This is a genomic window from Methylococcus mesophilus, assembly GCF_026247885.1.
Lineage (GTDB): Bacteria > Pseudomonadota > Gammaproteobacteria > Methylococcales > Methylococcaceae > Methylococcus > Methylococcus mesophilus.
Window position 1 is genome coordinate 2013382 of record NZ_CP110921.1, and the last position, 11834, is coordinate 2025215.

The window sequence follows — 11834 nt, forward strand, 5'->3', positions numbered from 1 at the left end:
AAACGGGACGTGATACGTTCAGGCCGCCGGCTTGAATGGATTACGCCCGCCTTCACCGGGCGTGAAGCAGCGGATCAGAATGACACGATGACATCGGCCGACAGCAGGATCTGCGAAGTCGCGTTGCCGTCGTCGAAGGGGCGGGTGCCGTCGGACCAGTCGTAGCGCAAATTGGGCCGCGTGGTCAGCCAGGGGAACGGCGACCATTTCACCCCGGCGGTCACGGCGTAATAGCTGCCGGGAACAAGTCCCATCGTCGGCGCCCGCGCCGGCGACAGCACACGGGTGCCGCCGTCATCGCGGAACCATTCGCCGCGTAGGCCGAGCGACAGCTCCTCCGCCAGATCGTAGGAAAGGTACTGGACCAGGCCATACCAGCGGGTGGTTTGCCCGTCCCCGCTGATCCAGCCGTGATCGTGCTGAAGGGTGGCGTGCAGCTGCGGGGTAAGGTCGTGATGCGCGACCAGGCTGTAGAAGTTCAGCTCGCCGCGGGGCACGGTGGTTACGGTGCCGTTCGAGCCGTTGATCGACAGCGAGGTCTCGCCGGAATAGCTGGTCCAGGTACCGCCGCCGACGAAGGCCCAGTTCTCCAGGCTGTGGTCGAATACGCCGTCCCAGCCCGCGAACTGGCTGCCGGTCACCGCGGCCGCATCCAGCAGCAGGTTGTCGGTGGGCTGGTAGCTGAAACGGATGCCGGTGTGGGTGAACGGCTCCCCGTACTGCATGGTGTAGGAATGGGAATAGAAGAAGTTTTCCGGCGCCATGACGGATTCCACGCCGACCACGGTATAGAAATGGCCCAGCTTGACGCCGAGGCCGCGCCCCACGGGCACTAGCGCTTCCAGGTAGGCCTGGGGCACCGCCAGGTTGTAGCGGTTGTTGTTGCTGATCTGCCGGTCCCAGCTTCCCTGGGGATCGCCGAAGGCCTGGCTGAACCAGGCATCGGTGCCGTACATCAGGTCCAGCCTTCCGCCCAGGTCGAAGCTTTCTCCCTGGCGATCGACCGCACGTTCGAGGTAAAGGTAAACCTGGTTTGGCTGAAACTCGTCCGCCCGGTCGGAGAATGTCACCGGACCGTTGTAACCGGAGCCGGGTTCATCGAAGTTGTGGGTGAGTCCGGCGTCGATCCAGCCACCCAAGGTGAGCCGCAGGCCTTGCATCCAATCGGAATCGTTCGGATTCATGCCGTCCGGCAGCATTTCGAACACCCCGCGAGCCTGTTCCAGGCCGGCTCCGGATACCGGCGCCATCCCTCCGCCGACCCATAATAGGGCAGCTCCGGCGAGGGTCGGTCCTCGCATTTGTAAGGAGAAAAGGTTCACCATGGTGCATCAAGCGCAACGGTCGTTCGGTTGCTTCGCAGTTCAATAATCCGAAACGCCCAAGCATGACGCGTACCATGATTCAAGCAGTTGAAATCCAATGCGTCGGCCGGATTCCGGCGCATGGGTGATGCGAATCGCGCCGTTATGGTGCATAGTTGGCAAGAATTCGCACGATGATGGTGCCATCATGCGCACCGTTATAGCACTGATGCATCAATAACGTGACTGTTAGCCGGACACCGGGTCCGGCCCCGAGGGGAGGAACATGATGAGGTTTCTAGTCGCCACGATGAGGGCCCTTGCCCTGTTGAGCCTGAACTTGCCCGCGCAGGCCGCGCCCGAAGGGCCGAACGCGGCGGACACCGCCTGGATACTCACCTCGACGGGATTGGTGCTGTTCATGACGATGCCGGGTCTCGCCCTGCTCTATGCCGGGCTGGTGCGGACCAAGAACGTGCTATCCGTCATGGTGCAGATTTTCACCGCGACATCGCTGGTCTCGGTGCTCTGGGTGATCGCCGGCTATACCTTGGCGCTGACCGACGGCGGGGATCTGCAGGCCTGGATCGGCGGCGGCAAGCGCCTGTTCCTGCTGGGGCTGAAGGCGGATTCGCTGAACGGCAACCTGCCGGAGGTGGTGTACTGCATGTACCACCTGACCTTCGCGATCTTCGCGCCTGCGCTAATGATCGGCGCGATCGTGGAACGCATGAAGTTCTCGGTCACGCTCTGGTTCACCGGTATATGGACCCTGCTGGTCTACGTGCCGGTCTGCCATTGGGTCTGGGGCGAGGGCTGGCTGGCGCGGATCGGCGCCATCGATTTCGCCGGCGGCGTGGTCGTGCACACCACCGCCGGCGTGTCCGCCCTGGTCGGCGCCTGGATGCTGGGGCCGCGCCGGGGCTATCCGCGCACCCTCCTGCCGCCCCACAACCTGACCCTGACAGCGATCGGCGCCGGAATCCTGGCCGTCGGCTGGCATGGCTTCAGCGCCGGCAGCGCCCTGATGGCGACCGGTGCGGCGGGCATGGCCATGCTGACCACCCACATCGGCGCCTCGGTTGGCGCACTGGTGTGGATGGCGGTGGAATGGCGGAGTTTCGGCAAGCCGACCCTGCTCGGCGCCCTGACCGGCATGATCGCCGGGCTGGGCGTGATCTCGCCGGCGGCCGGATTCGTCGGACCGATGGGCGCCATCGCCATGGGCACGGCGGCGGGCCTGATCTGCTTCGGCGCCATTCACTGGATCAAGCGCTCGCTGCGGATAGACGACACCCTGGATGTCTTTCCGGTGCACGGCGTCGGCGGCATGATCGGCACCGTGCTGACCGCGCCCTTCGCCGCCGAGGCGCTGGGCGGCGCCGGCATCACCACGGGTCTGACGATCGGCCAGCAGACCCTGACCCAGATTCTGGCGGTGGGCTCGGTCGCCGCCTGGAGCGGCCTGATCAGCTGGATATTGCTGAAGATTCTGGATCGCACGGTCGGACTCCGGGTCACCCCGGACCAGGAAACCGAGGGCTTGGACGTCGCCCTGCACAACAGCAAGGCCTATCACTTCTGACAGCCCGATCGGAGCGCCCATGAGCAGGATTCTGATCGCCCTTTTCTGGCTGGGCCTGATTCCATCGCCCGCCGCCGTCGCGGACGAGGCCGCAGACATCGCCAAGGTCGAAGCCGCCGCGTGCGCGGGAGCCAGCGTGGGGCAGCGCCTCCAGGAGGAAATCCAGAGCCACAGCCGGCGCGACCTGGGTTGGCGGGTATTCGCCGAGGCTGACCATCGGGACCTGGAGCGCAGCCTGCGCATATCCAAGGCGATGGAGGCTCGCTACCGGTGGCGGATCGACGCGGCGGGGAAAATCGAGCCGGTCTCCGACGCCGCCCGGCAGCTTTGCGCCGCCCCGCCCTGAGCCCCGCCGACGCGAAGCCGGTCAGTGACCGCCGGACACGGCTGCGGCATGTATCCGGGTCCATCCCCGCGGCACAGGATTGCGCTGAAAAAACCCGGCGTCCGCCGTGAGTGCCTGGCGCGGACGCTCGCTGAAGACGCCGCTGACGTCGCACAGAGGAACGACCCGGTCCTCTCCGCCGACCAGGCCGCGCGCCACGACGACCCCCGCCGACACGCCGCCCCTGGCGATGATGTCGTGCGGCCGAAACCCGAGGATCATGCTGCCGTCCTTCAGCATCACCTGAGTCGAAAAGCCTTGGTTGATCAGCCGGATCAATGTATCGATATGGTTCATGCCTTGCCGTCCTGAAATCTTGTGTTTGCCTTATGACTTTCGTCGCCCCCTGGAGCTCCCGATTTTACGGGGCTTCGGGGCGGCGTTTTTCGAGGGGTTTTCCGTATGGGCTTGCGCGCCTTTTGCAGGATCGACTGCCAGCATCCAAGTACCCGCATGCGTAGCGGGCAAGACCATTCAGCGCGCGGCCTCGACAAGGGATGTGGCGACCCTTGGAAAATTCTTGAGCACCTTCTGGTCGGCGGTCACCAGAGGAACCGCGAGCCGCCTGCGCAGGTAGAGGGTGAGCACGTTGCGCAGCTCGCTGCGCCAGAGCAGGGGGACGCGCCAGTCCGGCTCGTGCTCCAGAAGCCGTTCCGCCAGCGGAGTAAATGCCGTCGGCAGATACAGGTAGGCCAGGATGTTGGCGTCCACCACGATCATGGACGGCCCTGATCGATGGCCTCAGCAATCTCGTCAGCCTTGAATTGACCAAGCTGTAACCCTTCGCGTATTCGCCGGGCACGGGCGAGGTGTTCGCCCGGACTGATACGGAGCGGCATCAGGGCATGCTCCAGGCAGGCGATCACCTCGCTGTTCAGGCTGCGGTGATGCGCCTGGGCCGCCTCTTTGAGGCGATCGTAGATTTCATCGGGGATATTCTTGAGGGTCAGGCTGGCGGCCATGGCGGTCTCCGTCGAGAGACACCAGTATGACACCAATATGGTGGCTCTGCGTCTGAAGGCGCCACTTCGTCCGCATGCTATCCCTGCGGAAAACTCGCCGGCGCCGATATTGCGCTCCGCCCGGTCAGTTCCCTGTTTCCGGGATCGCTCACCACAGCGAGCCCGTCGCGGCCCAAAAAGCATTGCCTCGTATAACCCAGCTCCATAGTATGATTAATCCCATCCCCCCAACTGCGCCGGCATAGCGGTGAACGAAATCATGGAGACCCTGGATCAAATTTCCGCCGAAACCCTCGGACATTACGAGCACAACGCCAAGGAGTTCTTCGAGGGCACGCGCGATCACGACGTCAGCCAGAATATCGCCGCCCTGCTCTCCTATATCCGGAACGAGCCGCCGTTCACCGTGCTGGACTTCGGCTGCGGACCGGGACGGGACCTGAAGACCTTTGCCGAGCTGGGCCATCGAGCCATCGGCCTGGACGGCGCCTTCCGTTTCGTCGAGATGGCGAAGGATTACAGCGGCTGTGAAGTCTGGCACCAGGATTTCCTCAAACTCGACCTGCCGGACGGGCATTTCGACGGAGTTTTCGCCAACGCGACGCTCTTCCATGTGCCGAGCCGCGAACTGCCGAGGGTTCTCCGCGAGCTGCACTCCGCGCTCAAACCCGAGGGCGTGCTGTTCGCCTCGAATCCGAGGGGACGGAACGAGGAGGGCTGGAACCGCGGACGCTACGGCGCCTATTACGATCTCGATACCTGGCGCGGGTTCCTGGCATCGGCCGGGTTCCTGGAGCTGGAACACTACTACCGGCCCGCCGGCCTGCCGCGCGACCAGCAGCCCTGGCTGGCCAGCGTGTGGCGCCGCACCGGTGGTTGATCCGATGCAAAAAGATGGCTTTCTGGTGTCCGCTTACGGCGTCCGTATGCCCGGCATCGTCTACGGCACGGCCTGGAAAAAGGACCGTACCGCGGCCCTGGTGGAACAGGCCGTCTCGCTCGGATTCCGCGGCATCGACACCGCCTGCCAGCCCAAGCACTACGACGAGCCGGGTGTCGGCACCGGCCTCGCGGCGTGCATGAATGCCGGGCTGAAACGGGCCGACCTCTACCTTCAGAGCAAGTTCACCCCGGTCGACGGCCAGGACCCGGAGCGGATGCCTTATGACCCGAAGGCTACCCTGGCCGAGCAAATCGCCCGGTCCTTCGAAACCTCGCTGAAGAATCTTGGCACACCTTATCTGGACTGCCTGATCCTGCATTCGCCGTTGTCGGGTGAGCGGGAGACGCTGGAAGCATGGCGGGCGATGGAGACGGTCTTCGACGGCGGCGGCGCCAGGCAGCTGGGGATCAGCAACTGCTACCGGCCCGAACTGCTGGAACGCCTGTACCGCCTGAGCCGGGTCAAACCGGCCGTGGTGCAGAACCGCTTCTATGCGGAGACCCGGTACGACCGCGAGATCCGGGAATTCTGCCGGCACAACCGGATCGTCTATCAGAGCTTCTGGACCCTGACCGCCAACCCTTCGATCCTGGCCCATGCCACGCTGGGGGCTCTGGCGGCGACTCACGGCCGCACGCCCGCGCAGGTCTTCTTCCGCTATCTCACCCAGATCGGCGTCGTCCCTTTGACCGGAACGGCATCGGAAGCCCACATGCGGGAAGACCTGGCGATCTTCGAATTCGAGCTGACGCAGGATCAGTGCGCCGCGGTCTCCGGCCTGCTGAAAACCTGACGCCCCCAGGGGCTGCTATTTCAGGCACTCGATGAAGATCACCGGCGGATGGTCAAGGAAATCCGCCCAGAAATCTTCGCCGAATTCCGCCTTGCCCTCCGGGGACAGCCTGGGGGCATGCCAGCGGATTTCCCGGAATCCGGCGGCACGGAACGCGGCCTCATGGGCCGGCACGTCGAGATAGTAGTTCTCTATCTCGAGCGGGCCGTCTTCCAGGAAAAAAGTCCAGGTCACCGGCATGCCCTGGCGGATTTCTCCCGCCACTCGGGTGTCGAAGCCGTAGCGGCGGTAGGAGGGAAGCGCCGAAAAGTCCATGGCCGGATTCGAATTGACCGTCACGAAGCGCCCCCCCGGCCTGAGGCAGGCCGATATCCCGGCGCACATGGCTCCCAACTCGTGCCGGTCCGCCGCGTAGTTCAAGAGGTAAGCCGCCACCGCCAGGTCGAATTCGGAAGGCAGGGACAGGTTCTTGCCGTCTCCCACGCGGTAGTCGATGCCCAAAGGCTGCTCCGTCTCCTGCTCACGGGCGAGTTCGACCATGCGCTCGGACAGGTCGACGCCCAGCACTCGGGCCGCGCCTTGGGCCCGCAGCCTCCGGGTGTAGAAACCCTCCCCGCAGGCGACGTCCACGACCGCCTGGCCGGAAAGGTTTCCGATCAGGTCCAGCAGCGTGAAGGTTTCAATGCAATTCCGCCAAGGCTGCAGCTTGGCCCGCTTGTATCGTTCGGCGATGGGATCGTAGTCGGTACGCACGATGAGGTTTCCTCCATAACGATTGATGGCGTTCCGCCGAAGCCGGCCGGGCTCACTCGTGCCCGGCCGGTGGCAGGCCACGGCGGTCGCCCAAGGCGGCCCGGACTCTGCGTGCCGCCGCCTCCGCGGCCTGCACGGCATTCTTGTCCTGACCTTCGGCGAGCTTACCTTCCGATTTCAGGGCACGGCCGTCAACGAAGACGTACTCCACGTTCGCCGGCTGCCCGTTGAGGACGATCTGGCTGGGCCAATCCCAGCGCGGGGCGATGTTCGCGCCACCCGGATCGAGGACGATGAGGTCCGCCCGCTTGCCCGGCGTCAGCGAGCCGGTGATCTTGTCGAGCCCAAGCGCTTCCGCGCCTCCCAGCGTCGCCATGCGCAAGGCGTCCGCAATGCCTGGATAGCCCGAGGCGCTCTCGAGACGGGCGCGCTGCAGCCCGACGGCGGCCTTCATGTCGGCGAACATGTCCGGACCGTCCCCGGTTCCGCCGTCCAGGCCCAGGCCGATCCTGAGCCCCGCCCCATGCATTTCGGGCAGGCGCATGATACCGGAGGCGAGCCGCATGTTGCTGAGAGGATTGTGCGCGACCGCGACCCGGTGCCGCGCCAGCAGTTCCACCTCCCGATCCGTCAGGTGAATCGCGTGGTCGGCCAGCATCTGCCCGTCCAGGGCGCCGGACAGCTCCAGCGCCTGAATCTGCCCCTGCTGCGGGTCTTTCGGGCTTTCGCCGAGATGCACGTTGAGCGGCACATGGAGCTTTTCCGCACAACGCACCGCCTCCTTCAATTGATCCAGATTCGCCAGGGTGGGGTGAGTTGCGACCTGAAAACCTGCCGCCAGACCGTTGCCGACCAAGTCCTGTTGGACGCGAGCGGCCTCGCTGCAACCGCCCGGCGGGGCGACCCAGTAAGCGAAAACGAACCGCAACCCTGAGTCGCGCAACGCGCCAAGGTTACCGTCGACGAACGCCGGATTGAAGGCATGGGACCAGTCCAGGACCGTCGTGACCCCCGTCCCGATGAGTCCGAGGGTAGCGAGCCGTACCGCCGCATAGGCATCCTGCTCCCCGAACGGAACCCGGCCCATGGGATAGACGCACGCATCCAGCCAGCCATAGAGGTCCCGGTCGGCGGCGCAACCGCGAATGATGGATTGCCAGAGGTGGTCATGCGTATCGACGAACCCTGGCATGACGATCTTCCCGCGCGCGTCCAGCGACTTGCGGCCGCTGCCGTCCAGCCCCTTGCCGACTGCGGCGATCCGGCCGCCTTCGAGCAACACGTCACCGCCCTCGACGATCCCCAGCGGCCCGTCGCCCAAAGCCGGATCCATGGTGATCATCAAGGAAGCGTTCCGGATGAGCAGGCCGGACGAACCCGGCTCCGTCTCGGCCAAGGTTCGGGTGGGCTCCGGCCCCGAAGCACACCCGAACCAGGAAGAGGCCAACGTCAGGCAGAGCAAGACCCACCGAAATGAACCGTTCATGGGACGATCCGAAGGTTGTTCAAAGGGCGCGGTCCTGCGCGGGATCTCGATTAAGCCGAGCTCCGGCGCTCCGTCGACTCACGCTCCTGCGCCATGCAGTCGTGCGGACGGGCGATACGGAAACTACCGGGCGCAACGCCGAACGTGCGCTTGAAAATCTTGCTGAAGGCGGACACCGACCGATAGCCACAACGCTCCGCCACGTCGTCGATCGTCATCCCGGTCTCTCTCAACAAGCCCGCTGCGGTTTGCATGCGCCAGGTTGCCACGTACTCGATGGGCGGGCAACCGACGAGTTCGGTGAACCTGTTCGAGAACGCTGTTTTCGACAAGCCGGCAAGGGAGCACAGCGACTCGAGGGTCCAGGGCCGTCCCGGCTCCCGATGGATCCGGGTGAGCGCGGGCTCGATCCTGTGGTCCTGCATCGCCGCGAAGACGCCTTGGTGCACCAGATTTTCTTCGATGCAGTGCCGGAGTACCAGCACGAAAATGCTGTCGCAGAGACGTTCGATGATCGAATTGGTACCGAAACGCGGTGTGATGGATTCCTTGATGATGAGTTGGAGGAGCCACGACAGAATCTCGCCAGCCTGGGATTTTCTTATGAGGATTTCCGCGGGCAAGGCGGTCCACAGGCTGGACCGGGGCATGCCGAGTTCGATGAAGCCGCAGACGAAGCCGGTCTCGCCCTCATCGACCGAAGTTGCACGGACATTGCTGAAGTCCGTGGGGATTTCCGATGGGCTGTAGGAAATGACGTGGCGCGGCGCGTGCGGCAGAAACACGATCAGATCGCCCTCTTCCAGTCTCAAGGCGGGCTGCCAGGCCGGTGCATGAACCCAGCCTTCGCCCTTGCTCAGCAGATGAAACCAGATGGCGGTATCGGAATTGTGGTCCATCAGCCAGTCGCCGCAGACACCGCCCCAATAGGTCAGCCTGGCCCGCAACCGCAAGCCGTCGACCAAGAGTGTCAGTGCGTCCAAGTCTTTACCCAACGTCGATTGGCCAAGAACCGATCGTCACGCGGCGACCGAAACCGTAGTCCCCCGGATGAATGAGATAAGGTAGGCCTCACTGACAATTGGCGCCCAATGCCACAAAATCGGCGTTGTAAGAGGTGACGCAAGCCAGGGTGATGGGACCCTTGATCATCGCTCCACTCACTTGGCTGCCGCTGATACGCACGACCGTGGCAGATGGGTTGGCTTGAAATGACGAGAAGCCATGAAGTACGGAGTCGCGGATCGTCCAGGAACCGATCCATTGAGTTGAGCCGACCAGGGCCCTGTCCGCAGTCACCGTGACCCGTTCCAACGTCATTGTGGAACCGGATATATCCGCGACGCCGAAAGCCCCCCCTCCTTGGTTGTTCACCGTGATGGCGACATCCGTCAACACCGGAGAAGAACTGCTGCCCGTCATCAGAACCCCATTGGCCGTCCCGCCGGAGGCGTCGACGTAGACGCTGACGTGCGTCAGTCTCGGCGAGCCGCCAGTGGCCGCAATGCCTGCAGCTGAAAGGCCGATGCTCTCCACCGTGAGAAAGCGCAATTCCGACTGATCGGCGAGCTGGACCGTCCCGTTGTACGACTCCATGGTAATACGCGTGGTTGACTCCCCCGAGCCCTCGATGTCGACACAGGGCAACATCCTCACGGATTCAGGGTAGACGCCGGGCAAAACCTTGACCAGATAACGCTTCGAGCACGCGCCGGCATTGTAGATAGAGGTTGGGAGGGCGTTCAGGGCGGCACCGATGGACGTGAAATCCGGCTTAGCCAAGGTACGGCCGGTGCCGTCGTCGGTGGCTGCGCCGACAGTGAGCCGGTAGGCGTAGACCGGGCCGGGTCCCGCAGGGCCTTGAGCGCCCATATCGCCTTTGGCGCCGGGCTGACCTTGGGGACCCGGTGCGCCGGGTTCGCCCTTGGGGCCGGGATCCCCTTTGGGGCCCGGATCGCCCTTCAACCCTTGAGCGCCTGGCTCGCCTTGAGCGCCCTGTGGGCCTTGCGCCGCCAGCAGGTACCAGTCCGCAGTGCTGTTGGCCGGTTTCTTATTGAGATTCCAGCTTTGGGCAATGTAACTTTTGCCCTTGTAAACCACCACATCGCCGGCCATATAAGGCTCCCAGTGATGCCAGGCGCCTCGAAAGTTCTGTACTGGCACGGAGATGGGCTGAGCCTCCAGCGGCGTCGCCATGGTCACGGGCGCGAGGGCCAATAGCAGCGGTTTAAGGCATGCATTCAGACGGTCTCGGAACATTGTGGGCTCCAGGGTTGTAACGGGATGATAGAGTTTGTCAGCAAGGGTTGATCCGCCATGCCATAGGCGCCCCGCTTCGATTCGGGATTTCGGCAAACGTCTGCGTCCGGCCAGTCCTGACGACGGACATCAAGCGCCTCACTGACAATCAGCGCCCAAGGGAGCAAAATCGGCGTTGTACGAGGTGACGCAAGATAGGGTAACGCCGCCGGTTGAGGTAACCTGCCCATCAAATTCGCTGCCGCTTATGTGGATTGACGAGCCGGTACGCGACGAGTCAACGACGAGCCTTCCATGGATGACCGAATTGCGAACCGTCCAGGAATCGCCAGTCTCAAGAACTCCATGGAGGGCGAGTGCGGCGGTCACCGTCGCCCGTTCCATCGTCATCGATGCGCGGGGGCCAACCGACACGCTGATACCGGGCTCACCCGGCGCCGGAACCGCCGTGACGGAGACATCCTTCAACACCGGCCAGCCTCCGCCTACAACAATCCCCTGAGCGCCCCCTTGGGAAGCGGACGCCTTGACGGTCACATGCGCCAGTTTCGGCGAGCCGGAATTGGTAAAAATACCCCTGGGATCGATGCCGATACCTTCCACCGTGAGAAAGCGCAGTTCCGCCTGATCGGCGAGCACGACCGTGCCATCCGGACCTGCGTCTGCGGTAATGCGCGTAGTGAACTCCCCGGAGCCCTCGATGTCCACGCACGGCCGCATTACCACCCGCTCGGGATAGACGCCGGGTAGTACCTTGATCAGATAACGCTTTGAGCAATCGCCGGCGTTGTAGATATTGTCAGGGATGGCGTTCAGGGCATCGGCAAGGGTGGTGTAGTCCGGGGGCGCCAAGCTGCGTCCGGTCCCGTCATTGCCGATGCTGCTGCCAACGATGAGCCGATAGGCGTAGACCGATTTGGGCCCCGCGGGACCTTGATCACCCGTATTGCCTTTGGCTCCGGGCTGGCCTTGGGCACCCGGTGTGCCCGGTTCACCCTTGGGGCCGGGATCCCCTTTGGAACCCGGTGCGCCCATTTGCCCTTGAGGCCCCGGCACGCCCTGAGTACCCTGCGGGCCTCGCGCTGCCAACAGGTACCAGACCGCTGCGTTGTTGACCGGGTTCTTATTGCGGTTCTGGCGTTGGGCGATGTATCCCTGGTCTTGGTAACCGACCACGTCGCCGGCTTTATAGGTCTCGCTGTCGCTCCAGGTGCCCCGGAAATTTTTGATGGGTACCGGGAGCGGGAGGACGGCCTGAGCCTCCAACGGCATCATCAAGGCCAGGGGCACCAGGGCTGACAGCAAAAGTTTCAGGCAGGCATTCAGACGAACTCCGAACATCGTGGGCTCCAGGGTCGTATTGG

At 63.9% G+C, this 11834-nt stretch carries 13 protein-coding genes; 4 read left to right on the forward strand and 9 right to left on the reverse strand.

The window, feature by feature from the left end; genetic code table 11:
- Positions 1 to 74: 74 nt before the first annotated feature.
- Positions 75 to 1250: a porin gene (locus OOT43_RS09510; RefSeq protein WP_266024672.1), complete on the reverse strand. Its 1176-nt coding sequence runs from the start codon at positions 1248 to 1250 to the stop codon at positions 75 to 77.
- A gap of 343 nt (positions 1251 to 1593) precedes the next feature.
- Here OOT43_RS09510 and OOT43_RS09515 point away from each other — a divergent pair, with 343 nt between their 5' ends.
- Together OOT43_RS09515 and OOT43_RS09520 are read left to right on the forward strand one after the other, a co-directional pair.
- Positions 1594 to 2889 carry an ammonium transporter gene (locus OOT43_RS09515; RefSeq protein WP_266024875.1) on the forward strand — a complete coding sequence of 432 codons (1296 nt, stop codon included), beginning with the start codon at positions 1594 to 1596 and terminating at the stop codon, positions 2887 to 2889.
- 19 nt (positions 2890 to 2908) lie between these two features.
- The gene (locus tag OOT43_RS09520; RefSeq protein WP_266024673.1) at positions 2909 to 3235 is read left to right on the forward strand and encodes a hypothetical protein; all 327 of its coding nucleotides are present in this window, start codon (positions 2909 to 2911) and stop codon (positions 3233 to 3235) included.
- 21 nt (positions 3236 to 3256) lie between these two features.
- Here the strand turns inward: OOT43_RS09520 and OOT43_RS09525 are convergent, their stop codons facing one another.
- From OOT43_RS09525 to OOT43_RS09535, 3 genes are all read right to left on the reverse strand, one after another.
- On the reverse strand, positions 3257 to 3571 hold the full coding sequence (locus tag OOT43_RS09525) for a hypothetical protein (RefSeq protein WP_266024674.1): 315 nt from the start codon (positions 3569 to 3571) through the stop codon (positions 3257 to 3259).
- Between the two features lie 177 nt (positions 3572 to 3748).
- On the reverse strand, positions 3749 to 3994 hold the full coding sequence (locus tag OOT43_RS09530) for a PIN domain-containing protein (protein WP_266024675.1): 246 nt from the start codon (positions 3992 to 3994) through the stop codon (positions 3749 to 3751).
- Positions 3991 to 4236, reverse strand: coding sequence for a FitA-like ribbon-helix-helix domain-containing protein (locus OOT43_RS09535; RefSeq protein ID WP_266024676.1), 246 nt, complete (start codon positions 4234 to 4236; stop codon positions 3991 to 3993). Before OOT43_RS09535 ends, OOT43_RS09530 begins: the two co-directional genes overlap by 4 nt.
- Positions 4237 to 4483: 247 nt before the next feature.
- Between OOT43_RS09535 and OOT43_RS09540 the strand changes: the two genes are divergently transcribed.
- Positions 4484 to 5116, forward strand: a complete 633-nt coding sequence (locus OOT43_RS09540) for a class I SAM-dependent methyltransferase (protein ID WP_266024677.1) — start codon at positions 4484 to 4486, stop codon at positions 5114 to 5116.
- A 4-nt stretch (positions 5117 to 5120) separates the two neighbouring features.
- Entirely contained in the window at positions 5121 to 5972 is an 852-nt protein-coding gene (locus tag OOT43_RS09545; protein WP_266024678.1) for an aldo/keto reductase family protein, read from the forward strand.
- Between the two features lie 15 nt (positions 5973 to 5987).
- Here OOT43_RS09545 and OOT43_RS09550 read toward each other — a convergent pair whose 3' ends face one another.
- From OOT43_RS09550 to OOT43_RS09570, 5 genes are all read right to left on the reverse strand, one after another.
- Positions 5988 to 6725: a class I SAM-dependent methyltransferase gene (locus tag OOT43_RS09550; protein WP_266024679.1), complete on the reverse strand. Its 738-nt coding sequence runs from the start codon at positions 6723 to 6725 to the stop codon at positions 5988 to 5990.
- 52 nt (positions 6726 to 6777) lie between these two features.
- A complete protein-coding gene (locus OOT43_RS09555) occupies positions 6778 to 8211 on the reverse strand; it encodes an amidohydrolase family protein (protein ID WP_266024680.1) in 1434 nt (477 codons plus the stop codon).
- 50 nt (positions 8212 to 8261) lie between these two features.
- Positions 8262 to 9194, reverse strand: coding sequence for an AraC family transcriptional regulator (locus tag OOT43_RS09560; protein ID WP_266024681.1), 933 nt, complete (start codon positions 9192 to 9194; stop codon positions 8262 to 8264).
- An 88-nt stretch (positions 9195 to 9282) separates the two neighbouring features.
- Complete coding sequence (locus OOT43_RS09565; protein WP_266024683.1) at positions 9283 to 10470, reverse strand: collagen-like triple helix repeat-containing protein; 1188 nt, start codon at positions 10468 to 10470, stop codon at positions 9283 to 9285.
- A gap of 138 nt (positions 10471 to 10608) precedes the next feature.
- Positions 10609 to 11811, reverse strand: a complete 1203-nt coding sequence (locus OOT43_RS09570; RefSeq protein ID WP_266024684.1) for a hypothetical protein — start codon at positions 11809 to 11811, stop codon at positions 10609 to 10611.
- Positions 11812 to 11834 lie beyond the last annotated feature (23 nt).